This is a genomic window from Pseudomonas chlororaphis subsp. piscium (genome assembly GCF_003850345.1).
Taxonomy (GTDB): Bacteria; Pseudomonadota; Gammaproteobacteria; order Pseudomonadales; family Pseudomonadaceae; genus Aquipseudomonas; species Aquipseudomonas piscium.
In genome coordinates, this window is sequence record NZ_CP027707.1 from 1,459,636 (window position 1) to 1,482,630 (window position 22,995).

Sequence of the window (22,995 nt, forward strand, 5' to 3'; positions counted from 1 at the left end):
CTCCTACAGGGACAGAAGGTCAAGGTCGCTGGTAGCGGCGGGCGATCAGGTGGTCGATGGACAACTTGCCGGGGCCGCGGGCCATCAGGTACAGCAGGACCGCCGCCCAGGTGCCGTGGGTCGGGTAGGCGTCGGGGTAGACGAACAACTGAATGGTCAGGGTCATGCCCAGCAGCGCCAGGGCCGAGAAGCGTGTGGCGAAACCGACCAGGAGCAGCAGCGGGAACAGATGCTCGGCGAATGCCGCCAGGTGCGCGGCCAGTTCGGGGGAGAGCAGCGGTACCCGGTACTCGCTCTGGAACAAGGGAATGGTCGAGTCGGCCAGGCGCGGCATACCGAGTTCGAACGTCCCGGAGAACAGATCGATGGCCAGGCCCTCGACCTTGGTCTGGCCGGATTTCCAGAACACCGCGGCGATGGAGAAGCGCGCGATAAAGGCGATCAGGCTGTGGGGAATACGCTCCAGCAGCTGGATGAGCCGGTTCACCCCGTGGGCGAGCGTGTGGTGTTTGGTGCAGTGGGTGTGCATGTTCAGACCTCGGAATGGGGAGACAGGCGAGTGATGGCGCCGCGACCGATCAACAGTGCCAGGGCCTGGCTCGGCTCGAATGCCGGATCGGCGGCCAAGGCATTGGCCGCGGCGACTTGCAGCGGTTGTGAGTGGTGCAGGCTGTGGATGAAGCAGGCGACTCCGGCGTCGATGGCGAACACCTCGACCTCCAGGTCGTGACGCAGTACCAGGGCGTTTTGTCCTTGCTGCAGGTCGATCGCCTGCCAGTCGCCATCGCCCTGGTGGGCGGCCCATAGGGCGACCACCGGGTGGGCCGATTGCAGGAGGCCGAGCGAAGGGTGCAGTTCCAGGCGCAATTGCCCCAGGGTCGCAGGCTCGGCCATGGCCGCGGCGATCTGCTGCGGTTGGACCGGGCAGGCGTCGGCGGCGTGATAGGCGGTGACCCGCAGGCGCTCCAGGCGCGCGACATCGGCCAGGTAAGGCAGGCCGGCGGCGGGAGGGAAGCCGCCGATGAAATCGGCGAAGTCATGGCCATAGTCGCTGAGCACGGCGCTGGTGGGCGGGAAGCGCCTGACGTAGAGCGCGGCCATGGCCCGGAAGAACTCATCGCCCACCAGTTGCGCCACCACCGGATAGGCGTCGGCCAGGGCATTGATCAACGAGCTCTGCACATTGTTGCGGTACACCGCGAAGCGGCTGGCCGGGTCGGCGCCGTTGCCGCAGTACAGGTCCGCGGGGCAGGGCTGGTCGGGGTCGAGCAGGGCGCTGGCGAAGCTGGCTTGGGTGTTCACGGCAGCCTCCTGGCGCATTGCAGCAGCTCATCCGCCTGGCGCACCTCGGCGTGCAGCACGGAAAACGCCGGGACCTGGTTGTCGCGCTCGATCAGGGTCGCGGTCGGTCCGATCCGCTCCAGCAGCCGCAGGTAAAGCGCCCACACGGCGTTATCGATTGGCGCGCCGTGATCGTCGATCAGCAAGCGGTCGCCCAGGCTGTCGGTGTCTTCGGCAAACCCGGCCAGGTGGATCTCGCCCACCGCGTGCAACGGCAGGGCATCGATATAGGCCAGCGGGTCGCGTCGGTGGTTGATGCACGACACGTAGACATTGTTCACGTCCAGCAACAGGCCGCAGCCGGTGCGGCCTATCACCTCGCGGATGAATTCGGCCTCGTCCATGCTCGACTGGCGAAACTCCAGGTAGGTCGCCGGGTTCTCCAGCAGCATGGGGCGGCGCAATGTGCTCTGCACCTGGTCGATATGTTCGCAGACGCGGTTCAGCGTCGGCCGATCATAGGCCAGGGGCAGCAGGTCATTGAGAAACACCGGGCCATGGCTGGACCAGGCCAGGTGTTCGGAAAAGGACTGGGGTTGATAACGCTCGATCAGCACGGCCAGGCGTTTCAGGTGCTGTTGGTCCAGCGGACCTTCAGCGCCGATCGACAGGCCGACGCCGTGCAGCGACAGCGGGTACTGCTCGCGGATCAGCCCCAGGTAGTGATGGAACGGCCCGCCGGCGACCATGTAGTTTTCCGCATGGACTTCAAAGAAACCGATATCGGGCTGTTCCCTCAGAATCTGGCGAAAGTGCTCGGTCTTGAGCCCCAGCCCGGCGCGTTGCGGCAGGCTGGAGGCGGTCGCCTGAGTGGCGGGACGCAAGGGGAGTGGTACGGCCATGTTCATCATCGACACTCAGGCAGGTGGCTTACGACTTGGCTTTGTAGGCTTGCAGCTGGCCGAAACCGGTAGGCGAGGTGTTGCTGGCGGTTTTCTCGCAGGTGCCTTTAGGAACCAGTTTCCAGGCGTTGGCCTGGTGGTCGACCTTGGCAGTACCGGCACAGGTGGTGCCCGCGCCTGCCGCGCAATCGTTCTTGCCTTTCATGGCGACGCCAAAGCATTTCTCCATGTCGTCGGCGGCCTGGGCGGTGGTCGGCAGCGCGGCCATGCTCAAGGCAGAACCGAGGGCCAGGGCCAGGGCGGCGGCGGACAGGGTGCGAGTGGTAGCGGTCATGGTGTTTCTCCAGAAAAGGTATTTGGGAAGGCAGGCATGTGTGCCTGCTTATCCCTCTAGAGAAAGGCCGATGGGGTTTGTTACAGCGAGCGCTGAAAAATATTCAGCGGTGCGAGGTTTGCCTGCCTTGGGAGTCAGTCCGGGAGGCCGTGGCGCCTGCATCGCCGGCAAGCCTGGCTCCTACAGAAGCGGGGCGCGCGGGCCTGTAGGAGCGAGGCTTGCCCGCGATGGGATGCATCGGCAGCCAGATTTCTCATGGTCTTGCGAGGCAAAAAAAAACGGCCCCGAAGGGCCGTTCTTTGTTGCAGCAGGTGCTCAGCCGCCCAGATAGGCTTCGCGCACCTTGGGGTCGGTCAGCAGGGCTTCACCGGTGCCTTGCATCACCACCCGGCCGTTTTCCAGTACATAGGCACGGTCGGCGATCTTCAGCGCCTGGTTGGCGTTCTGCTCCACCAGGAACACCGTCACGCCGTCACGGCGCAGCTGTTCGATGATGTCGAAGATCTGCTGGATGATGATCGGCGCCAGGCCCAGGGACGGTTCGTCGAGCAGCAACAGCTTGGGCTTGCTCATCAGCGCGCGGCCGATGGCGAGCATCTGCTGTTCGCCGCCGGACATGGTGCCGCCGCGCTGGTTGAAGCGTTCCTTGAGGCGCGGGAACAGGCCCAGGACCTTGTCCATCTGCTCCTGGTAATCGCCCTTGTCGGTGAAGAACCCGCCCATGGCGAGGTTCTCCTCCACGGTCAGGCGGGCGAAGACCCGACGACCTTCCGGCACCACGGCAATGCTCTTGCGCATGATCTGCGCGGAGGTCTGCCCCACCAGTTCCTCACCCAGGTAACGGATGCTGCCGCTGTGGGCCTGCGGCGAACCGCAGAGAGTCATCAGCAGGGTGGATTTACCGGCGCCGTTGGCGCCGATCAAGGTGACGATCTCGCCCTGGCGGATCTCGACGTTGACGCTGTGCAGCGCCTGGATCTTGCCGTAGAAGGTGGAAACGTTTTCGAACTGCAGCATTTACGCTTCCCCCAGGTAGGCTTTGATCACTTCAGGATTGTCGCGGATCTGTTCCGGCGTGCCGTCGGCCAGGGGCGTGCCCTGGTTGATCACGACGATGTGGTCGGAAATGCTCATGACCAGCTTCATGTCGTGTTCGATCAGCAGCACGGTGGCGTTGTGCTCTTCGCGCAGCACGCCGATCAGCGCCTTGAGGTCTTCGGTTTCCCGCGGGTTGAGGCCGGCGGCCGGTTCGTCGAGCATGAGGATCCGCGGACGGGTCATCATGCAGCGGGCGATTTCCAGGCGCCGTTGCTGACCGTAGGCCAGGGTGCCGGCGGGACGGTTGGCGAACTCCTTGAGGTTGACCTTTTCCAGCCAGTACTCGGCGTATTCCATGGCCTCGCGCTCGCTCTTGCGGAACGCCGGGGTCTTGAACAGGCCGGCCAGGAAGTTGGTGTTCAGGTGACGGTGCTGGGCGATCAACAGGTTCTCGACCGCGGTCATGTCCTTGAACAGCCGCACGTTCTGGAAGGTCCGTACCACACCCTTGAGGGCGATCTTGTGGCCGGGCAGGCCCTGGATCGGCTCGCCGTCCAGCAGGATGCTGCCGGCGGTGGGCTGGTAGAAACCGGTCAGGCAGTTGAACACCGTGGTCTTGCCTGCGCCGTTTGGGCCGATCATCGATACCACTTGTTTCTCTTTGACGGTCAGGGCCACGCCGTTGACCGCCAGCAGGCCGCCAAAGCGCATGCTCAGGCCCGTTACTTTGAGGATCTCACGGCTCATTTGCGCGGCTCCGCTTTCAGTTGCAGGACGGGACGTTGCATGGGCAGCAGGCCTTGAGGACGCCAGATCATCATCAGCACCATCATGGCGCCGAACATCAACATGCGGTATTCGCTGAATTCGCGCATCAGTTCAGGCAGCAGGATCATCACGGTGGCCGCGAGGACCACGCCCAACTGCGAGCCCATGCCGCCCAGCACCACGATGGCGAGGATGGTCGCGGACTCGATGAAGGTGAAGGACTCCGGCGTCACCAGGCCCTGGCGCGCGGCGAAGAAGCTGCCGGCGAAACCGGCGAAGCAGGCACCCAGGGTGAAGGCCGACAGCTTGATCACGGTCGGGTTCAGGCCCAGTGCCCGGCAGGCGATTTCGTCTTCACGCAGGGCTTCCCAGGCACGCCCCAGGGGCATGCGCAGCAAGCGGTTGATGACGAACAGGGCGAACAGCGCCAGCAACAGCGCGACCAGGTAAAGGAAGATCACCTTGTTGATCGAGTTGTATTCGATGCCGAAGTACTCGTGGAAGGTCTGCAGGCCCTCGGCCGCCTTGCGTTCGAAGGTCAGGCCGAAGAACGTCGGTTTCTCGATGTTGCTGATGCCGTTCGGACCACCGGTGAGGCCGGTCAGGTTACGCAGGAACAAGCGGATGATTTCACCGAAGCCCAGGGTCACGATCGCCAGGTAGTCACCGCGCAGGCGCAATACCGGGAAGCCCAGCAGGAAGCCGAAGCTGGCCGCCATCAGGCCGGCGATAGGCAGGCAGATCCAGAAGCTCAACCCGTAATAGTGCGACAGCAGCGCGTAGCTGTAGGCGCCCACGGCGTAGAAGCCGACGTACCCCAGGTCCAGCAGGCCGGCCAGGCCGACCACGATGTTCAGGCCCAGGCCGAGCATCACGTAGATCAGCACCAGGGTGGCGATATCCACCGCGCCGCGGGAGCCGAAGAACGGCCAGACCAGCGCACCGATGATCAACGCAATGATGACCCAGCGCTGGGTGGTCGGCAGGGTCAGGAAGTTACTGGCCTTGGCCGGAATCACCGGCATATTGGGCGAGGCCTTCCAGGCCGCGCTGATTTGATGGTCGAACAGCACCCGCAGAAACATCAGCACCGAACACGCGGCGATGATCATCAGCGTGGTGGGGCTGGTGCCATGGACTTCCAGGTTGATGCCGACGATGGTCAGTTTCAAACCGAGTATCGGATAGGCGACGGCCCACACCAGCAAGGCGCTGAAGAACGCCTGTCGAAGATTCCTAGTCATACTTTCTCAACCTCCGGACGGCCCAGCAGGCCGGTTGGCCGGAACAACAACACCAGAACCAGCAGGCCGAACGCCACGACGTCCTTGTACTGGTCGCCGAAGATATCGGCACCGAAGGCTTCCGCCACCCCAAGTACCAGGCCGCCCAGCATGGCGCCCGGAATGCTGCCGATGCCGCCCAGTACCGCGGCGGTGAAGGCCTTGAGACCGACCAGGAAGCCGGCGTTGGGGTTGATCACGCCGTATTGCATGCTCAGCAGCACGGCCGCGATCGCCGCCAGCGCGGCACCGATCACGAAGGTCAGGGCGATGATGTTGTTGGTGTTGATACCCAGCAGGTTGGCCATCTTGATGTCCTCGGCGCAGGCACGGCAGGCGCGGCCCAGGCGGGAACGGGAGATGAACAGGGTCAGGCCGAGCATGGCGATCAGCGTCACCACGAACACCACGATTTGCATGTAGGAGATCAGCACTTCATGTGCGCCACCTGGCCCGATGGAGAAGTTGCCCGGGATCAGGTTGGGGATGGATTTGTCCTTGGAGTCCTGCGCCAGCAGAACCGTGTTCTGCAGGAAGATCGACATGCCGATGGCCGAGATCAGCGGGATCAGACGGTTGCTGCCGCGCAGGGGGCGGTAGGCGATCCGTTCGATGCTGTAGCCGTAGGCACTGGTAACGACGATGGTCGCGATGAAGGCCGCGGTCATCAACAGCGGGACACTGTCGAGTCCCATCATGGTCAGGCCCGCGATGGCGATGAACGCCACATAGGAACCGATCATGTACACCTCGCCGTGGGCGAAGTTGATCATTCCAATGATGCCGTAAACCATCGTATAGCCGATGGCGATCAGGGCATACGTGCTGCCAACGGTGAGACCGTTAACCAGCTGTTGGAAAAAGTGATAGAGGTCAGGCATTACAGCGCTCCTAAAAACCTGATACGCATTTCACTGGTGGAGTCATTTTCCCGCCTGCGCCCCGTGGATCTGCATCCACTTCGGGTCAGGTTTTGCCAGCGAACCGCTGATGACGGTTTTGAGATTTTCAGGTGGGCGGGCTTCCGGATCACGGAAAACAGGCCCAATACGTTCGTAAAACAAAGCCCACGGCACGCCGTGGGCTTTATTGGCAGTCAGTAAGGCAGGGCCTTATTGAGGCGAGACTTCGGTTTTAGGTTTGCCGAAGTGCCACTGGTAGACCACGAACTTGAAGTCTTTCAGGTCGCCCTTGGCGTCGAAGCTCAGGTCGCCAGTCGGGGTCTTGAAAGTACCGGCGTGGATGGCTTCAGCCACTTTGGCCGGATCTTCGCTCTTGGCGGCGGTGATACCGCCGGCAATGACTTCAACCGCGGAGTAGGAAGGGAACACGAACGGACCGCTCGGGTCTTCTTTCTTGGCCTTGAACGCATCCGCCAGGGCCACGTTGGCCGGATCCTGGTCGAAGGATTTCGGCAGGGTCACCAGCAGGCCTTCGGAAGCATCCTTGGCGATCTGCGAAATGGAGTCGTTACCCACGCCTTCCGGACCCATGAACTTGGCCTTCAGGCCTTTTTCCTGAGCTTGACGCAGGATCAGGCCCAGCTCCGGGTGGTAGCCGCCGTAGTAGACGAAGTCGACGTTGGCTTGCTTGAGCTTGGCGATCATCGAGGAGAAGTCTTTGTCGCCGGCGTTGATGCCTTCGAACACGGCAACCTTGGTGCCTTTCTTCTCGAGGGTCTGCTTCACGGCGGTGGCGATGCCTTCACCGTATTGCTGCTTGTCGTGCAGCACGGCAACGATTTTCGGTTTCACGTGGTCGGCGATGTAGTTGCCGGCGGCAGGGCCCTGGGCGCTGTCCAGGCCGATGGTGCGGAACACCATCTTGTAACCACGGGTGGTGATGTCCGGGCTGGTGGCGGCGGGGGTGATCATGACCACGCCTTCGTCTTCGTAGATGTCCGAAGCCGGTTGAGTGGAGCTGGAGCACAGGTGACCGATCACGAACTTGACGCCGTCGTTGACGACTTTGTTGGCTACGGCGACGGCTTGTTTCGGATCGCAGGCATCATCGTATTCAACGGCCTGGAGCTGCTTGCCATCGACGCCGCCCTTGGCGTTGATTTGTTCGATGGCCATTTTCGCGCCACTGAACTGCATGTCGCCGTACTGGGCTACAGGGCCGGTCTTGGGGCCGGCGATGCCGATCTTGATGGTGTCAGCTGCGAACGAATGGCTGGCGACTCCGGCCAGAACCATAGCGGCAAACAGTTTGGAAATCTGCTTAGTAGCCTTATTCATAGTGCTCCACTCTTACTGTTGTAATTTTTATAGTCCTGGCGCCGTAGCTGCAGAACCGGGTCAGATATCTCTTGGATATCCCCGGAAAATGCCCCCGGCAACTGTACCGGTACAGTGTAGAGCGCCGATTGTTAGCCTGGGAAGCTGGCGCCAGGGGGCAAAATCAGGGGGTGTCGCTTTATTGAAAGAAAAAGACAGAATCGCGGCGGGGTTTTGACCGTATTCAGCGAGCAATCCTTGGCTCTCCTGCACTTCTCTATCGTTGACGCAATTGCAACCGGGTTTGTCTGCCAGAGCACCGACGTTATCATTGCGCCGATTTCTTTTCGGGACAGGCCCATGACTCAAGAACCTAGCACCCTCTATGCCAAGCTGCTTGGTGAAACCGCATCTATTACCTGGAAGGAGTTGGAGCCGTTCTTCGCCAAGGGTGCCCTATTGTGGGTCGACGCCGGCCTGGATTTGATCGAGGTAGCCGAGGCCATGGCCGAGAACCAGGCCGAGAAAGTCTCTGCCTGGCTGGCCGCCGAGAAGGTTGGCAAGGTGTCTGCGACGCGGGCGCTGGATCTGGTGGAGCGTGATCCGCTGCTGTGGGCGGTGGTGGTTTCGCCGTGGATTCTGGTCCAGGAAAGGGCGCAGACCGAAGGTTGAGCGCCAAAATGGTGCCTGGTTTTTCCGGCTAAAAGTGTGTAGCCGAGTAACCGCGATCACGGTGATGGCAAGTTGCCCGTGGAGAAAGGCCCCACCCGTTTCAGGCTGACGGTGACGTAAGCGGAATGGGAACAGTTTTCAAGGCCGCCTGAGGGCGGCCTGATTGTTTCCGGGTATTAACACACTTCCCTGTAAACGCCATTCCCCTGTAGGAGCGAAGCTTGCTCGCGATCAGCGGCATCAAGCTCAAGCGATGTCGGCTGGCAGGACGCTATCGCGAGCAAGCTTCGCTCCTACAGAAGAGAACGGGTAGCTTTCAGTACGCCGTCCTGCCCGTATGGTTGTTCAGCGAGATGACCTTGGTCTTGCCGATGCGGTGGCGATAGATCTCGCGCAGGTACTTGATGGCTTTCTTCACGCAATCGCGGGACAGGCGGATGTCGTTGATCGAGACGAACTTGTCCTTGTCGTTGATCAGCTCGCGGTACTTCTTCTCGTACATCGGCTTGATCGCGTACCAGTTGGTATCGAGGATCTTCGCCGGGTTCTCGAACTCGTTGAGCAGCTCGTCGATGCGGCTTTCATCGAACTCCTCGCTGACGATGAAATCGAGGATCGAGTTGTCCAGGGTCTCGTCGAAGCGGTACGGGTTGCGGGCGAAGCAACGCTTGATAAAGGCCACGATCAGGGTCAGGAAGTCGTCCGACAGGCACGGGCTCTTGGCGATCAGGGTGGTCAGCGACAGGTTGGCCGAGGCGCCGATCACCAGGGCATAACGCTTGAGGGTGGTGTTGGGGAACAGGCTGTTGAGGTGGGTCTTGAGCCGGTTCAGGTCCATGTACGACAGCTTGTAGTCCTTTGGCAGGGAGACGATCGACACCACCGACGAGCAGTTCTTGAAGAAGTGCAGGTCGTGCAGCGCGGCCGCGTCGTAACCGGAAGCCTTGTATTGCTCCAGCGCCGCGCGATAGCGCTTGGACTCGATCGGCAGCAGGCTGATGCCTTCGATGGCCTGGGTCACCTTGTTGAAGTGCGGCAGGTCGATGGAGCGGAAGAACAGGTCGTCGATGTTCAGGCGCTGCGGCTCTTTCTCGAACACCTTGAACTTGTCGCCGGTCGGCACCGGGGTTTCCGGAACCACGGACTCGGCATAGGCGATCGCCACCGGGCCGGCCAGGCTCATGAACAGGTCGTTGGCATCCAGGCGGATGGTCTCGCCGATGTCGATGCCGGCGCGGCGGAAGTAGTTCTGGTCGTAGTCTGTGGTCACCGCCTGGGCGGTGAGGATGTTGAAGATCTGCTGGGAGATGTACTGGTTGGCGTGCTTTTCCATGGCGTTGACGTCGATGTTCTGGATGTTGCCGTCATCGCTTTCTTCGGCATAACGCATGATGTCGTTGGAAATCAGCATCATCGCGTTCCATGGGCGGATGCGCCCCATGACGCTGGCTTCGCTGCTGTCTTCGTTATCGAAGTTGTAGGAGAAGTCCCATTCTTCCGACAGGTATTTGCACAGCAGGCGTCCGGCGTTGATGTGCAGCGCCTCGGACATTTCGCTGCGGTGGTCGGAGATATTCGGCAGTACGCAGATACCGCTGGTGAAGATCGGCTCGAAGACGAAGGAGTGGCCGCTCTTGCTGTCGTGCTCGTCGATCGGCTTGGTGTCGAACGTCTTGTTCATGTACGAGTACTGCTGGGCCAGGCCGAACTCCGAGGCCATGCCCGAACCGGTACCGCCGCCGGCGCTGAAGATCGAGAAGTACAGGCGCGACTGGTTGGCCTTGATGCCGCAGGAGTCGATCAGGTACGAGTGGATCATTTTCCAGTCGGGGCTGGAGAAACGCTGGGTGTCCTTGTTGAGGATGATCTTGGCCAGGTACTGGCCGAGGATCGGCGCGTTACCGGCGCCGCCGGCATGGACTTCCGAGAGGTCCATGATCTTCATCTTGCTGTAGTCGCGGATGAAGCCGCTTTTTTCGCCCTTGCGCGAGAAGCGGATGCGCCCGGCGATGTCCTTGTCCAGGTCGCCCAGCATCACCAGGGGCTCGACCAGGAACACCGGTTTGCTGGCCTTGTTCTGGCCCAGGCGCAGGTTGTGGCGGATCCACTGGGCGGGGCTGTAGCCCTTGTCGGCATAGGCCTTGTCGTCGTTGTTGAACTCGTTGAGATAGAACTTGCGGGCGTTGTACACCAGCTCCGCCACATCCAGGGCGATGTTCGATCCGCAGCGGCCCAGGCCGATCAGGCAGACCGAGGGAAACTCCTGCTCGCGGCGCGCCTCGAGTTCGTCTTCCAGGTGCGGCGCGCGGGGGAATACCGAGTCGCGCAGGCCGTCGAGGTTGTCGAGGATGCGGTCGGTGTTGGTTTCGGTGAAGTAGAGGTACTGCTGGGGCGCCTGAGGGCGCGAGCTGGACAATGGCTTCGAATCTGAAAAGCTCTGGCTGCCCGGGGTCAGCGTCAGTTCGGATACTGCGTTGGCAGAATTGTTTTTAGAAGTCATTGTGCGCCGTGTGCCTGGACTGGTCGGCTCGGTGACAAGATATCAAAGAGCCATCAAGTGGGTTCTCGCGACTTTACAGTGCGATATTGGCCCCAGCGATAGGGATAAGTCTGATGGCCGCTAGGGGGAATCCTTTCCTAAGTTCAGATGAATCGGCCAGTTTTCGGTGATCTTTAATCAAAAGGAGGCAAGATGATGGCTACGTTACCCACCCTCGGGTTCGCCGGTATTGGCCTGATGGGCTTGCCCATGTGTCGCCGTCTGCTGGCGGCGGGTTATCCCCTGGTGGCGTGGAACCGCAACCGGGAAAAATGCTCGCCGCTGCTGGAAGCAGGCGCGCAACTGGCCGAGACCCCGGCCCGGCTGTGCGAGGCAGCGGACCTGGTGCTGCTGTGCCTGGCCAACACCGAGGTGGTGCGTGAGGTGGTGTTCGGTGCCGAGGGTATCGCCCAGGGAGCCCGGGCCGGCCAGTTGTTGGTGGACCTCTCCAGCCTGGAACCGACCGCCACCCGGGAAATGGCCACGCAACTGGCGAGCAGCACCGGCATGGGCTGGGTCGATGCCCCGGTGTCCGGCGGCACGCCCGGTGCCGAGGCCGGCAGCCTGGCGATCATGGTCGGCGGCGAGGCGGCGGATATCGAAAGGGTTCGGCCGGTCCTGCTCAATCTGGGGCAACGGGTGACCCATATGGGCGGTGTCGGCGCCGGCCAGGTGACCAAGGCTTGCAACCAGATGATCGTCGCCTGCAATGCGCTGGTGATCGCCGAAGTGGTGGCGCTGGCCGAATGTTCCGGGGTCGATGCGTCATTGCTGGCCGAGGCGCTGGCCGGTGGTTTTGCCGATTCCAGGCCGTTGCAGATTCTCGCCCCGCAGATGGCCGAAAGCCGCTTCGAACCGATCAAATGGCATGTGCGCACCCTGCTCAAGGATCTGGACGGTGCGGTAAAGTTCTCCCGTGAGCAGGGCTCGGCCACACCGATCAGCGGATTGGCCGCACAACTGATGCGCCTGCATGGCGGCCAGGGCTATCTGGAGCAGGATCCCGCGACCCTGATCCGCCTGTATCGCGAACCGGCGTCAGAGGGCTGACCGCGCCAACGGTGGGCAGCATGCGCTGCTCGATCTCGTCGATTATCCCGGGCAACTCTTCCAGGGGCATTGCGCGGCTGAGCAGGTAGCCCTGGATGAAGTCGCAGCCGTATTGGGCGAGGAACTCGTACTGCTGCACGCTCTCGACGCCTTCGGTCACCACCTGCAAGTGCAGGGTATGGGCCATGACGATGATTGCCTGGACGATCTCCTTGTCCTGGGTCGACTGGGGCACGTCCTGGATGAACGAACGGTCGATCTTCAGGGTGTTGAGCGGCAGGCGCTTGAGGTAGGCAAGGGACGAGTAACCGGTGCCGAAGTCGTCGATCGACAGTGATACGCCGAGATTGCGGATCTGTCGCAACAGGGCCACGGTGCTGTCGATGTTACCCATCAGGGCGTTTTCCGTGACCTCCAGTTCCAGGCGCTGGGGCGCGACACCGGCGCTGCTCAGGGCGTTGGCGATCTCCTCGGCCAACTCCTCCCGGGCCAGGTTCAGGGCCGAGCAGTTCACCGCGATTTTCAGCTCGGCAAAGCCGTGGCGGGACAGGGCGGCCAGGTCCTCGCAGGCCTTGCGCAGGACCCAGTTGTCCAGTTCGGCAATCAGCCCGTTGGCTTCGGCGATCCCGATGAAACGATCCGGAGCCAGCAACCCGTGCAACGGATGCCGCCAGCGCACCAGCGCTTCAAGCTTGCTGACCTTGCGGCTGTTCAGGTCGTAGATGGGCTGGTAATACAGGGTCAATCCGGCTTCGTTGCGCAGGGCGTTGCGCAACTCTTCCTCCAGTTGCAGTTCCAGGCTCGCCCGGGTCTTCAGGTTGGTGCTGAAGAAATGCAGACTGTTGCGACCGCTGCCCTTGGATTGATAGAGCGCCAGGTCGGCATGCTTGAGCAGTTCTTCGCTGGTCTTGCCATCGTCGGGAAAGACGCTGATGCCGATGCTGGTGGTCATCACCATGCGCCGTCCCGCCAGCTCGATGGGCTCCTTCATCTTGCTCATGATGCGTTGCGCCATGTGCTGGGCTTCGTCGCGGTCGTTCAAGCTCATGAGGATGCAGAACTCGTCTCCGCCGAAACGCGCCACCACGTCTTCATGGCTGCGGGTGGAACTCTTGATATGGCCGGCAATCACCTTCAACAGTTCGTCGCCGGCATCGTGGCCGAGGCTGTCGTTGATCCGCTTGAAGTGATCGATGTCGAGGAACATCACCGCCAGCATGCCGCCCTGCACGGTCTTTTCGATGAGTTTTTCGGCGAACAGCTGATTGAAGCCGCGACGATTGATCAGGTTGGTCAGGGCGTCGTAATGCGCCACCTGTTGCAGCGCCACCCGGGCCTGGTCCAGTTGGCTCAGCAGAGTGTTGACCCGGCGCAGGTCCTGCTCCTTGTGCTGCAGTTTCTTGTCCGCCAGGGCCGCGCTGATGCTGCTGCCAATGATCAGCAGGGCGATGACGGCGATGGTCAGGCCCAGTTGCAAGGGGTTGTCGTCCACCGCTATCGAGGGCGTGCCCGCCGCTGGCATCACCAGTTTCAACGCCCACATGCCGGTGAAATGCATGGCGACTATGCCGCCCCCCAGCAGCAGGCTGGCCGCGTATTTGAGCAACTGGTGGAACATGCCGCTGCCGTTGCTCAAGTAGCGGGACAACAGCAAGGCGACCAGGCTCGCGCTGATGGCGATGGCAATCGACAGGCCGAAGAGGTCGAGCTGGTAGTAGGCAGTGGCTTGCGAGCGCATGGCCGCCATGCCGACATAATGCATGGCGCAGATGCCCAGGCCGATCCAGATCGACGCCAGCAGGTAGCGCCACAGCTGCAGTTGGACATGGCTGAGGGTCTTCATCGCCAGCCAGGATGCAACCACCGCGATCAGCAGCGACAGCAGGGTCATGGGCAGGTCGTAATGGGTTTCGATGGGGATCTGCAGCGCCAGCATGCCGATGAAGTGCATGGCCCAGATGCCGCCGGCCAGGCAGAAGGCGCCGACCCAGCGCCAGCGCTGCTGGGCCGCTGCCAGGTCGACGTGGCGCACCCGTTCGGCCATGTCCAGGGTAGCGAAGCTGCCGGCGCAGGCCACCAGATAGGCGAGGATCACCAGCACGGGGTTGTGGTTGCAGGTGAGTAATACCTGCCCGCCTTCGGGGAGCTCGGTAAAAAAATGCAGACCAAGCCATTCCATCGCATGCCCCGTTTCTTGAGTCATCCAAGGCCAGCACTGGGTAGCTGGCCAATGGGGCTGAGTATAGGAAGCCGAGCCGAGGACGGGAGCGATGGTGGCAAATTGACTTAAATGATTTTGGAATTCAGCTCATAGCCAATCGAGCTAAGCGCTCTGTTCGAAGTACTGCGCCGGTTCCAGGGGCGCGAGCCCGAATGCCGCGCGCGCGGCGTCGCAATCGACGTTCTGTTGGCCATTTTCCCAGGAGGCCTCGAACTCGCGGCAGGTGCTGGAACGCTGGTGATAGATCGAACAGCTGACTTCCTTGCCGACCTCGCCGGTCAGCGCGGTGCAGCGGGTCGGCTTGCAATCGGTACCGAGCATGGCGACCCGGCTGGGGCTGATGGACGCCACCAGATCGTCGGGGACCGTACCGCCGGAAGAGGCGCATTCACCCCAGAAAAAAGACACACGAAAGTGTGAACAGCAGGCACCGCAATTCAGACACGGACTGGCTTCGGACATGGGCGTATTCAAAGGGGAGGAGGTTGATGAGGGGGGCAGCAAGGCCGCTATTCTAGGCTTCGCAACGGCCTTGGGAAGGGGGCGCGCGAGGTATTTTTCAGGCCCTGTGCAAGCCCTTGAAAAATCTGGTTTTAGCCCCGGTATCCGGGGGCTTGCTGCGGTTTTGGCGGGGGCGCTGGCGCCGTTCGGGCGGCTGTCGGGCGCGGTCGACGACCTGTGCTTCGGATTGCCTGATATCAGCATTACGAATCATTACAGACAACCGCGGCGGGGCTGATTAGATTGCAACTTCCAGGCTCGGTTGCGTCTGGCCGAATAACAATAAAGAGACCGACCCATGCAGAACTCGACCCAAGCGGCGAATGCCTGGCGCATTCTGTTCCTGTTGTTCCTGGCTAACCTGTTCAACTTCTTCGATCGCACCATTCCGGCCATCATCATCGAGCCGATCCGCATGGAATGGCACCTGAGCGACTTCCAGATCGGCATCATCGGCACCGCCTTCACCATCGTCTATGCCATTGCCGGCCTGCCCCTAGGGCGCATGGCCGATACCGGCTCGCGCAGCAAACTCATGGGCTGGGGCCTGGCGGTGTGGAGCGGGCTGACCGCGGTCAACGGCCTGGTGGGCAGTTTCTGGAGTTTCCTGATCGTGCGCATGGGCGTCGGCATCGGCGAAGCCAGCTATGCGCCAGCCGCCAACTCGCTGATCGGCGACCTGTTTCCGGCTCATCGCCGGGCCCGGGCCATGGGCATCTTCATGCTCGGCCTGCCCCTGGGCCTGTTGCTGGCGTTCTTCACCATCGGCGCCATGGTCAAGGCCTTCGACAGCTGGCGCGCACCCTTCTTTATCGCCGCGGTGCCGGGCCTGTTGCTGGCGGTGTTCATGTTCTTCATCAAGGAGCCCAAGCGCGGGGCGGCGGAAACCGTCAAGGTTTCCCAGGAGCGCGTCGACCGGCCGATCCGCCGGGTGCTGGCGATCCCGACCTTTCTCTGGCTGGTGCTGGCCGGGCTGACCTTCAACTTCGCCACCTATGCCTGCAACTCGTTCCTGGTGCCGATGCTGCAGCGTTATTTCCTGATGCCCTTGCAGGACGCCGCGGTGGCGACCGGGGTGATAGTCGGGGTGACCGGCCTGTTTGGGCTGACCCTGGGGGGCTGGGTCGCCGACAAGATTCACCAGCGTGTCGCCAACGGTCGGTTGTTGTTCGCCGCCTTTAGCATGCTGGTCTCGACCCTGTGCACCGCCTGGGCCCTGCATGCCGGGCGCGTCGAGATCGGGGTGTTCGTCGCGGTGTTCAGTGTCGGCTGGCTGTTCGCCTACAACTTCTATACCTGCGTTTACACGGCGATCCAGGATGTGGTCGAACCACGCCTGCGCGCCACGGCCATGGCGCTGTTCTTCGCTGGCCTGTATCTGTTGGGCGGTGGCCTGGGGCCGGTGGTGGTGGGGGCGCTGTCCGATCACTTCGCCCATGCGGCGATGTACGCCGCCGGGGCCGAGCAGATGACCGAGGCGTTCAAGGCGGTTGGCCTGCATGACGCCATGTACCTGATCCCGGTGGCGTTGCTGCTGACCATGCTGTTCCTGTTCCTGGCTTCGCGCTGCTTTGTGCGCGATGCGCAGCGCATGAAGGACGGGTTGGTGCCGGGCGCGCCGGCGGGGGCTGCGGTTGCAGCTTGAACAGTGCTTTGTAGGAGCGAGGCTTGCCCGCGATGAACGATGACGCGGTGAGCCGGATGGAACGCGTCGTACCCATCGCGGGCAAGCCTCGCTCCTACAGAAGCCGATAAAAAAGGCCCGCATTGTGCGGGCCTTTTCATTTACCGGGAGAGCAGGGGGATCAGCCCGCTACCAGTACCCGGATCGCTTCCAGGCGCAGCGCGGCTTTTTCAAGCATGGCCAGGCCTTGTTCGCGTTGTTGACGCAGGGCCACCAGCTCGCTGTCGCGCACGGTCGGGTTGACCGCTTGCAACGCGGTCAGGCGCGCCAGTTCTTCGTCGGTGTCGGCGGCCAGGCGACGTTGCGCCTCGGCCACGCGCTCGGCGTGACGCGGGGCGATCTTCGCTTCGCCGGCGTTGATCTTCGGCGTCAGCTGGTCGCGCTGGGCCTGGATGAACTTGTTGGCACTGGCCCGTGGCACGCTTTCCAGCTGGTCGTTGAGGGTCTCGAAGGCGACGCGTGCCGACAGGTCGTTGCCGTTGGCGTCCAGCAGGCAACGCAGGGCGGCCGGTGGCAGGTAGCGGCCCAACTGCAGCGAACGCGGTGCTACCACCTCGCTGACGTACAGCAGTTCCAGCAACACGGTGCCGGGTTTCAGCGCCTTGTTCTTGATCAGCGCCACGGCGGTGTTGCCCATGGAGCCGGACAGGACCAGGTCCATGCCGCCTTGCACCATCGGGTGTTCCCAGGTGATGAACTGCATGTCTTCGCGAGACAGCGCCTGGTTACGGTCGTAGGTGATGGTCACGCCTTCGTCGTCGCCCAGCGGGAAGCTGGCGTCGAGCATTTTTTCGCTCGGCTTGAGGATCAGCGCGTTGTCCGAATGGTCTTCGCTGTCGATGCCGAAGGCGTCGAACAGGGTTTCCATGTAGATCGGCAGGGCGAACTGATCGTCCTGCTCAAGGATCGCTTCCACCAGCGCATCGCCTTCGCCAGCGCCACCGGAGTTGAGCTCCAGCAAACGGTCGCGACCGGTGTGCAGCTCGTCTTCCAGACGCTCGCGCTCGGTGCGCGCCTCGTCGATCAGCGCTTGCCACTCGCCATCGTCGGCTTCTTCCAGCAGCGGCAGCAGGCGTGGGCCGAACTGATGCTGCAGGGCGTTGCCGGTCGGGCAGGTGTTGAGGAAGGCGTTCAGCGCTTCGTGGTACCACTGGAACAGGCGCTCTTGCGGGCTGGTTTCCAGGTACGGCACATGTAGTTCGATCACGTGTTTCTGGCCGATCCGGTCGAGACGACCAATCCGCTGCTCCAGCAGGTCCGGGTGCGACGGCAGATCGAACAGCACCAGGTGGTGGGCGAACTGGAAGTTGCGACCTTCACTGCCGATTTCCGAGCAGATCAGCACCTGGGCGCCGAATTCTTCGTCGGCGAAGTAGGCGGCGGCGCGGTCACGCTCGAGGATGTTCATGCCCTCGTGGAACACCGTGGCCGGGATGCCGGAACGCACGCGCAGCGCGTCTTCCAGGTCCATGGCGGTTTCCGCGTGGGCGCAGATCACCAGGACCTTGGTGCGCTTGAGCATTTTCAGCTGGTCGATCAGCCACTCGACGCGCGGGTCGAATTTCCACCAGCGCTCTTCTTCGCTGGCGTCCGGCTGGGCCTGGAAGCTGACTTCCGGGTACAGCTCGGCGTGCTCGCCCAGCGGCAGTTCCAGGTATTCGTCCGGGCACGGCAGCGGGTACGGGTGCAGCTTGCGCTCGGGGAAGCCTTGCACCGCGGCGCGGGTATTGCGGAACAGCACGCGGCCAGTGCCGTGGCGGTCCAGCAGCTCGCGCACCAGGCGCGCGCTGGCCTCGCTATCGCCTTCGTTGACGGCGGCGAGCAGGGCTTCGCCTTCGTTGCCGAGGAAACCGTGGATGGTCTTGTGCGCTTCTGGCGACAGGCGACCTTTATCCAGCAGCTCCTGCACGGCTTCGGCCACCGGGCGATAGTTTTCGCTCTCGGCGCGGAAGGCGGCCAGGTCGTGGAAACGGTTCGGGTCGAGCAGGCGCAGACGGGCGAAGTGGCTGTCCTGGCCCAGCTGTTCCGGGGTGGCGGTGAGCAGCAGGACGCCCGGGATCACCTCGGCCAGCTGTTCCACCAGCGCGTATTCCGGGCTGACTTGGTCTTCATGCCACACCAGGTGGTGCGCTTCGTCGACCACCATCAGGTCCCAGCCGGCGGCGAACAGCGCGTCCTGGGCCTTCTCGTCGTCCACCAGCCATTCCAGGGCCACCAGGGCGAGCTGGGTGTCCTCGAAGGGGTTGGCGGCATCGCTTTCGATAAAACGTTCTTCGTCGAACAGCGCGACCTGCAGGTTGAAGCGCCGGCGCATTTCCACCAGCCACTGGTGCTGCAGGTTTTCCGGGACCAGGATCAGCACGCGGCTGGCGCGGCCCGACAGCAGCTGGCGATGGATCACCAGGCCGGCTTCGATGGTCTTGCCCAGGCCCACTTCGTCCGCCAAGAGAACCCGCGGTGCGATACGGTCGGCGACTTCGCGGGCAATGTGCAACTGGTGGGCGATCGGCTGGGCGCGTACGCCACCCAGGCCCCACAGCGACGATTGCAGCTGGCGGCTGGTGTGTTCCAGGGTGTGGTAACGCAGGGAGAACCAGGCCAGCGGGTCGATCTGCCCGGCGAACAGACGGTCGCTGGCCAGACGGAACTGGATGAAGTTCGAGAGTTGGGTTTCCGGCAGGGTAACGACTTCGTTCTGCCCGTTGAGGCCGTGGTAGACCAGCAGGCCGTCGACGTCGTCGACTTCGCGCACGGTCATTTTCCAGCCTTCGAAATGGGTGATGGTGTCACCCGGGGAAAACCTCACGCGAGTGAGGGGCGCATTCCGTAGCGCATACTGGCGAGTGTCGCCAGTGGCCGGATAGAGCACGGTCAGCAAGCGGCCGTCCTGTGCCAGAACGGTGCCTAGACCTAGCTCGGCTTCGCTGTCACTAATCCAGCGTTGCCCCGGTTGATACTGCTGCGCCATGCTGCCTGACTCCCGCCTTGAAAAAGCCGACTATGTTAACGGATCGGCGCCCTCAGGCCAAAGGACTCTAACAAAAACAACTACGCTGGAAGGTAGCGTATCGGGCGCATTTGTCGGGGCTCGGGGCACTATCGGGTGACGACTGGGTCACAAGTTTGCGACCGATGGCTCAAGTCGCCCCCGCAGCAGCCGACAGCCTGCCGACAGGAGACCAATAATATGCTGCCCCCGATGTTGCCCTTGAGTGCCGTGCCCGTGACCTCCCAGCAGGATCCGATCCGGCCGCGCCCGGATATCCCGCCGGTGGTACCGGTGCAACAGAGTTCCAACGAAAGCACCATCGACCTGCAAAAGCGCGATGCCGAACAGTCGGCGCTGCTGCTGCGGGAAGAGCAGCAGCGCCAGCAGCAAAAACACAAACGCCAGCGCGAAGCCGAAGCCGAGGACGATCCCGAACTGCACCTGGCGGTGCCCGGGGACGAGTTGAATGCCGACAACACCGTGCCGGTGGTGCCGCTGATCGAGGACGCGCCACGCCAGGGGCTGTGGGTCGACGTCGAGGTCTAGATACCGCTCTTTAATGCCTGCAACAGCAGGACGAGGAGTCACACGCCGCAATCCGCGCGATGCTGGTCAAGCGGCGGACCTCCACCTTTAATTGCGCTCAATAGCTGCCGATCACTGGTCAGCCGCCGCGTCACGCCGCATTATTGGCAAACCCGCAAGGGCCGTAGCCGCGCTATCTATATATAGAGGCTCCGGTCGACATTGACCTGAATGATGCAAGCCAACGCCATGAGCCAAGACGACAATCTGATCGACCTGAACGCCGAACGTACCAAGCGTGTGCATGACTTGAAGGAAAAGCGCCTGAATGAAGTGCGCCAGGCATTCGAGCAGGCAATGCCCCTGGGCAAGCCGAAGAAGAAGCCGAAAAAGCCGAAAAAGCGCTGAACCGGGCGCGATCTGTTGATGTAAGTCAGTTATTTCCCCTCCCTGTCGTCCTGTCGTGGGCGACCATTGACCCCGGTCAATTTTCCCCGCCGCCTCTTTGGTTAACTTAGCCCCATCGCAACAGGGCAAGAGCAGGAGGCCAGTCATGTTTTTCGACAATGTGGTGATCGCCGGAGTGCTGACTGTCGGCCTCATGGTTCTGTTTTTCGCTGGGTTTGGATTTTTCATCTGGAAAGATGCGCATAAACGCAAAAAACCTTAAGTCTTTCCGGTAACGAGCACGCAAGGCATTTTGGGCAACTTCGGTTGCCCTTTTTTTTGCCTGCGTGTTTTGTAGGAGCGAGGCTTGCCCGCGATGGCGTCCGTTTGCGCGATACAGGTCTCCAGGTAGAACGCGGAACCAGGTTTCAGGGCTGCCTTGCCGCCCATCGCGAGCAAGCCTCGCTCCTACAGAAGCCGATCATTTCTTTCAGGCATAAAAAAGGTGCGACCCGAGGGGCGCACCTTTTTTGTCGCGGGCTGAGCGAATCAGGTCCCGAGGGCTTTCGAGGCCAGCCAGAACAGGCCGGCCGACAGCGCCACGGTCGCCGGCAGGGTCAGCACCCAGGCCAGCAGGATGGTGCGCACGGTGCCGCTTTGCAGGCCGCTTTTGTTGGCGACCATGGTCCCGGCCACACCCGAAGACAGCACGTGGGTGGTCGATACCGGCAGGCTGAAGATATTGGCCATGCCGATCAGGCCAGCGGCGGTGATTTGCGCCGACATGCCCTGGGCATAGGTCATGCCTTGCTTGCCGATCTTCTCACCGATGGTCTGTACCACACGTTTCCAGCCGATCATGGTCCCCAGGCCAAGGGCCAGAGCCACGGCCAGGATCACCCAGAACGGCGCGTATTCGGTGGTGGCGGTCAGGTCTTTGCGCAGCTTGTCCAGGTCAGCCTTTTCACGGGCCGCGAGGTTCGGCAGCTTGCCGACTTTCTTCGCGGTGTCATCCAGGCAGAGCAGGTAGCGACGCACTTCGATGCGGCTTTCGGCCGGCAGCGAGTGGTAATCGGCAACGCCCTTGAGGGTGCCCAGCAGCGCCTCGATGGTCGGTTCGGTCTGCTGCGGGTTGCAGCGGAACTTGCCTGGCAGGTCGTCTTTCACGCTTTTGCCCAGGGCCAGGAACTCGCCCAGGGAGTCCTGGTTGCGCTGATAGAACTGGCTCAGGTGCAGGGTAGCGTCGCGAGTACGTTCGATCTGGTAGGTGGTGCTGTTCAGGTCGAGCACGAACTGTGCGGGCACGATACCTATCAGTACCAGCATGATCAGGCCGATGCCTTTCTGGCCATCATTGGAGCCGTGCACGAAGCTCACGGCCATGGCCGAGATCACCAGGACCAGGCGGTTCCAGAAGGGCGGGTGTTTCTTGTCGTCGATCTTGCGGCGGTCTTCCGGGGTCTTGTGCATCTTCGAGATCGGGCGCCACCACTTCAGGCCGATCAGCACCAGGGCGGCGATCAGGAAGCCGGCCATTGGCGAGAACACCAGGGAAGCACCGATGTCGATCGCCTTCTGCCAGTTCACGCCATCGCCCAGCGGGATGTCGTTGAGCAGGGCATTGGCCAGGCCGACGCCGAGGATCGAACCGATCAGGGTGTGGGAGCTGGAGGCGGGAATACCGAAGTACCAGGTGCCCAGGTTCCAGGTGATGGCCGCGGCCAGCAACGAGAAGACCATGGCCAGGCCGTGGCCGGTGTTGACATTGATCAGCAGCTCGACCGGCAGCAGATGGACGATGGCATAGGCCACGCCGACGCCGCCCAGCAGCACACCGAGGAAATTGAATACACCGGAAAAGAATACGGCCAGGTGCGGCGGCATGGCTTTGGTGTAGATAACAGTGGCAACCGCATTTGCGGTGTCATGAAAGCCGTTGATGAACTCGTAGGCGAGGACAAAAGCCAGGGCGAGCAAGAGGCTCACAAGCACCCAAGCATCCAGTCCGCTGAATAAATCGATCATGAAGGTTTTCTGACCCGGTCATAAGGGGGCGCGATTATGCCAGAAAACCCTGGTAATCGATGCACTAGGTGCTGGTTGGTAACATTCTTCAACGAAAAAACCGGAGGCAGGCCAATGGCCATGCCTTTTTTCGGGGCATGGGCAAGCCATTGATTTTACTGGGGCTCATCCTCAAGGTCAGGGGCGCAATGCTCAGCCAAACGTCTCAAACGCTTGTATGAAATTTCAGTTCCATGACACTTTTTGAGTCCTTGAGGCCCATTCGCTGCTATGCGGCTGGCACCTGCCCGGCCTTGCGATCGGCATTAATCCGCAAGGGCACCGAGCAATGCGAAAGCTTCAGGCGAACAGCATCACGGCTGTTCTGCCTTGAGCTCTTTTTCCATCTTTTGCAGTTCTTGGGTAAATGCCTGGTCGAGAATGCTGGCGCGCTTGCGCCAAGGTTTGCGTTCCGGTTCAGGCTGGGCGGCGTAGGTGGTGACTTCGCCTCCGTAAACTTCCTTGTAACGTTGTTCCTGGCGCTCAAGTTCCGCGCGCAGTTCGTCTTTCGTCACAGTGTTACCTAATTGAGTTGAGA

General features: G+C 61.9%; 21 protein-coding genes. 6 read left to right on the forward strand and 15 right to left on the reverse strand.

What is annotated here, in order from left to right:
• Positions 1 to 19: 19 nt before the first annotated feature.
• The 9 genes from C4K38_RS06685 to C4K38_RS06725 form a co-directional block, all read right to left on the reverse strand.
• Entirely contained in the window at positions 20 to 529 is a 510-nt protein-coding gene (locus C4K38_RS06685) for a DoxX family protein (RefSeq protein ID WP_053277728.1), read from the reverse strand.
• Positions 530 to 531: 2 nt separating this feature from the next.
• Complete coding sequence (locus tag C4K38_RS06690) at positions 532 to 1,302, reverse strand: HvfC/BufC N-terminal domain-containing protein (protein WP_053278327.1); 771 nt, start codon at positions 1,300 to 1,302, stop codon at positions 532 to 534.
• The gene (bufB, locus tag C4K38_RS06695) at positions 1,299 to 2,183 is read right to left on the reverse strand and encodes an MNIO family bufferin maturase (RefSeq protein ID WP_172833182.1); all 885 of its coding nucleotides are present in this window, start codon (positions 2,181 to 2,183) and stop codon (positions 1,299 to 1,301) included. Before bufB ends, C4K38_RS06690 begins: the two co-directional genes overlap by 4 nt.
• 28 nt (positions 2,184 to 2,211) lie before the next feature.
• Positions 2,212 to 2,517, reverse strand: coding sequence for a BufA1 family periplasmic bufferin-type metallophore (locus tag C4K38_RS06700; RefSeq protein ID WP_053277730.1), 306 nt, complete (start codon positions 2,515 to 2,517; stop codon positions 2,212 to 2,214).
• 315 nt (positions 2,518 to 2,832) lie between these two features.
• Entirely contained in the window at positions 2,833 to 3,534 is a 702-nt protein-coding gene (locus C4K38_RS06705) for an ABC transporter ATP-binding protein (RefSeq protein ID WP_007926621.1), read from the reverse strand.
• A complete protein-coding gene (gene livG, locus C4K38_RS06710; RefSeq protein ID WP_007926620.1) occupies positions 3,535 to 4,302 on the reverse strand; it encodes a high-affinity branched-chain amino acid ABC transporter ATP-binding protein LivG in 768 nt (255 codons plus the stop codon).
• Complete coding sequence (locus tag C4K38_RS06715; RefSeq protein ID WP_053277731.1) at positions 4,299 to 5,567, reverse strand: high-affinity branched-chain amino acid ABC transporter permease LivM; 1,269 nt, start codon at positions 5,565 to 5,567, stop codon at positions 4,299 to 4,301. Before C4K38_RS06715 ends, livG begins: the two co-directional genes overlap by 4 nt.
• Entirely contained in the window at positions 5,564 to 6,487 is a 924-nt protein-coding gene (gene livH / locus C4K38_RS06720) for a high-affinity branched-chain amino acid ABC transporter permease LivH (protein ID WP_007926616.1), read from the reverse strand. Before livH ends, C4K38_RS06715 begins: the two co-directional genes overlap by 4 nt.
• 231 nt (positions 6,488 to 6,718) lie before the next feature.
• The gene (locus C4K38_RS06725; protein WP_028681803.1) at positions 6,719 to 7,846 is read right to left on the reverse strand and encodes a branched-chain amino acid ABC transporter substrate-binding protein; all 1,128 of its coding nucleotides are present in this window, start codon (positions 7,844 to 7,846) and stop codon (positions 6,719 to 6,721) included.
• Between the two features lie 339 nt (positions 7,847 to 8,185).
• Between C4K38_RS06725 and C4K38_RS06730 the strand changes: the two genes are divergently transcribed.
• Positions 8,186 to 8,497, forward strand: coding sequence for a DUF2288 domain-containing protein (locus C4K38_RS06730; RefSeq protein ID WP_053278328.1), 312 nt, complete (start codon positions 8,186 to 8,188; stop codon positions 8,495 to 8,497).
• Positions 8,498 to 8,813: 316 nt separating this feature from the next.
• Here the strand turns inward: C4K38_RS06730 and C4K38_RS06735 are convergent, their stop codons facing one another.
• Positions 8,814 to 10,997, reverse strand: coding sequence for a hypothetical protein (locus C4K38_RS06735; RefSeq protein ID WP_025806744.1), 2,184 nt, complete (start codon positions 10,995 to 10,997; stop codon positions 8,814 to 8,816).
• Between the two features lie 192 nt (positions 10,998 to 11,189).
• On the opposite strand from C4K38_RS06735, the gene C4K38_RS06740 reads away from it, so the two are divergent.
• Positions 11,190 to 12,086, forward strand: coding sequence for an NAD(P)-dependent oxidoreductase (locus tag C4K38_RS06740; RefSeq protein WP_053277732.1), 897 nt, complete (start codon positions 11,190 to 11,192; stop codon positions 12,084 to 12,086).
• Here the strand turns inward: C4K38_RS06740 and C4K38_RS06745 are convergent.
• The gene (locus C4K38_RS06745; RefSeq protein WP_053277733.1) at positions 11,977 to 14,265 is read right to left on the reverse strand and encodes a putative bifunctional diguanylate cyclase/phosphodiesterase; all 2,289 of its coding nucleotides are present in this window, start codon (positions 14,263 to 14,265) and stop codon (positions 11,977 to 11,979) included. The two genes, C4K38_RS06740 and C4K38_RS06745, sit on opposite strands and share 110 nt — an antisense overlap.
• Before the next feature lie 144 nt (positions 14,266 to 14,409).
• Positions 14,410 to 14,769, reverse strand: a complete 360-nt coding sequence (locus C4K38_RS06750; RefSeq protein WP_038581620.1) for a YkgJ family cysteine cluster protein — start codon at positions 14,767 to 14,769, stop codon at positions 14,410 to 14,412.
• 337 nt (positions 14,770 to 15,106) lie between these two features.
• Between C4K38_RS06750 and C4K38_RS06755 the strand changes: the two genes are divergently transcribed.
• Positions 15,107 to 16,453: a spinster family MFS transporter gene (locus tag C4K38_RS06755; protein ID WP_053277735.1), complete on the forward strand. Its 1,347-nt coding sequence runs from the start codon at positions 15,107 to 15,109 to the stop codon at positions 16,451 to 16,453.
• A 160-nt stretch (positions 16,454 to 16,613) separates the two neighbouring features.
• Here C4K38_RS06755 and rapA read toward each other — a convergent pair whose 3' ends face one another.
• Positions 16,614 to 19,460 carry an RNA polymerase-associated protein RapA gene (gene rapA, locus C4K38_RS06760; protein WP_025806749.1) on the reverse strand — a complete coding sequence of 949 codons (2,847 nt, stop codon included), beginning with the start codon at positions 19,458 to 19,460 and terminating at the stop codon, positions 16,614 to 16,616.
• A 219-nt stretch (positions 19,461 to 19,679) separates the two neighbouring features.
• Here rapA and C4K38_RS06765 point away from each other — a divergent pair, with 219 nt between their 5' ends.
• From C4K38_RS06765 to ccoM, 3 genes are all read left to right on the forward strand, one after another.
• The gene (locus tag C4K38_RS06765; RefSeq protein WP_053277736.1) at positions 19,680 to 20,027 is read left to right on the forward strand and encodes a hypothetical protein; all 348 of its coding nucleotides are present in this window, start codon (positions 19,680 to 19,682) and stop codon (positions 20,025 to 20,027) included.
• Between the two features lie 228 nt (positions 20,028 to 20,255).
• Positions 20,256 to 20,414 (forward strand): hypothetical protein, encoded by a 159-nt coding sequence (locus tag C4K38_RS32255; protein ID WP_164485749.1) that lies wholly within the window; start codon positions 20,256 to 20,258, stop codon positions 20,412 to 20,414.
• A gap of 145 nt (positions 20,415 to 20,559) precedes the next feature.
• Positions 20,560 to 20,676 carry a cytochrome c oxidase subunit CcoM gene (ccoM, locus tag C4K38_RS32690; RefSeq protein WP_007926603.1) on the forward strand — a complete coding sequence of 39 codons (117 nt, stop codon included), beginning with the start codon at positions 20,560 to 20,562 and terminating at the stop codon, positions 20,674 to 20,676.
• A 266-nt stretch (positions 20,677 to 20,942) separates the two neighbouring features.
• Here ccoM and C4K38_RS06770 read toward each other — a convergent pair whose 3' ends face one another.
• Both C4K38_RS06770 and C4K38_RS06775 read right to left on the reverse strand, forming a co-directional pair.
• Positions 20,943 to 22,418 carry an inorganic phosphate transporter gene (locus tag C4K38_RS06770; protein WP_053277738.1) on the reverse strand — a complete coding sequence of 492 codons (1,476 nt, stop codon included), beginning with the start codon at positions 22,416 to 22,418 and terminating at the stop codon, positions 20,943 to 20,945.
• A 353-nt stretch (positions 22,419 to 22,771) separates the two neighbouring features.
• Positions 22,772 to 22,972, reverse strand: a complete 201-nt coding sequence (locus C4K38_RS06775) for a hypothetical protein (RefSeq protein WP_009047397.1) — start codon at positions 22,970 to 22,972, stop codon at positions 22,772 to 22,774.
• Positions 22,973 to 22,995 lie beyond the last annotated feature (23 nt).

What these genes read in the sequence shown, in the direction of transcription:
- C4K38_RS06685 (WP_053277728.1), bottom strand. Translation starts at nt 529, where the DNA reads ATGCACACCCACTGCACCAAACACCACACGCTCGCCCACGGGGTGAAC.
- C4K38_RS06715 (WP_053277731.1), bottom strand. Translation starts at nt 5,567, where the DNA reads ATGACTAGGAATCTTCGACAGGCGTTCTTCAGCGCCTTGCTGGTGTGG.
- C4K38_RS06770 (WP_053277738.1), bottom strand. Translation starts at nt 22,418, where the DNA reads ATGATCGATTTATTCAGCGGACTGGATGCTTGGGTGCTTGTGAGCCTC.
- C4K38_RS32255 (WP_164485749.1), top strand. Translation starts at nt 20,256, where the DNA reads ATGAGCCAAGACGACAATCTGATCGACCTGAACGCCGAACGTACCAAG.
- C4K38_RS06730 (WP_053278328.1), top strand. Translation starts at nt 8,186, where the DNA reads ATGACTCAAGAACCTAGCACCCTCTATGCCAAGCTGCTTGGTGAAACC.
- ccoM (WP_007926603.1), top strand. Translation starts at nt 20,560, where the DNA reads ATGTTTTTCGACAATGTGGTGATCGCCGGAGTGCTGACTGTCGGCCTC.
- livG (WP_007926620.1), bottom strand. Translation starts at nt 4,302, where the DNA reads ATGAGCCGTGAGATCCTCAAAGTAACGGGCCTGAGCATGCGCTTTGGC.
- C4K38_RS06740 (WP_053277732.1), top strand. Translation starts at nt 11,190, where the DNA reads ATGATGGCTACGTTACCCACCCTCGGGTTCGCCGGTATTGGCCTGATG.
- C4K38_RS06765 (WP_053277736.1), top strand. Translation starts at nt 19,680, where the DNA reads ATGCTGCCCCCGATGTTGCCCTTGAGTGCCGTGCCCGTGACCTCCCAG.
- C4K38_RS06705 (WP_007926621.1), bottom strand. Translation starts at nt 3,534, where the DNA reads ATGCTGCAGTTCGAAAACGTTTCCACCTTCTACGGCAAGATCCAGGCG.
- C4K38_RS06700 (WP_053277730.1), bottom strand. Translation starts at nt 2,517, where the DNA reads ATGACCGCTACCACTCGCACCCTGTCCGCCGCCGCCCTGGCCCTGGCC.
- C4K38_RS06725 (WP_028681803.1), bottom strand. Translation starts at nt 7,846, where the DNA reads ATGAATAAGGCTACTAAGCAGATTTCCAAACTGTTTGCCGCTATGGTT.
- livH (WP_007926616.1), bottom strand. Translation starts at nt 6,487, where the DNA reads ATGCCTGACCTCTATCACTTTTTCCAACAGCTGGTTAACGGTCTCACC.
- C4K38_RS06745 (WP_053277733.1), bottom strand. Translation starts at nt 14,265, where the DNA reads ATGGAATGGCTTGGTCTGCATTTTTTTACCGAGCTCCCCGAAGGCGGG.
- rapA (WP_025806749.1), bottom strand. Translation starts at nt 19,460, where the DNA reads ATGGCGCAGCAGTATCAACCGGGGCAACGCTGGATTAGTGACAGCGAA.
- bufB (WP_172833182.1), bottom strand. Translation starts at nt 2,183, where the DNA reads ATGGCCGTACCACTCCCCTTGCGTCCCGCCACTCAGGCGACCGCCTCC.
- C4K38_RS06755 (WP_053277735.1), top strand. Translation starts at nt 15,107, where the DNA reads ATGCAGAACTCGACCCAAGCGGCGAATGCCTGGCGCATTCTGTTCCTG.
- C4K38_RS06750 (WP_038581620.1), bottom strand. Translation starts at nt 14,769, where the DNA reads ATGTCCGAAGCCAGTCCGTGTCTGAATTGCGGTGCCTGCTGTTCACAC.
- C4K38_RS06735 (WP_025806744.1), bottom strand. Translation starts at nt 10,997, where the DNA reads ATGACTTCTAAAAACAATTCTGCCAACGCAGTATCCGAACTGACGCTG.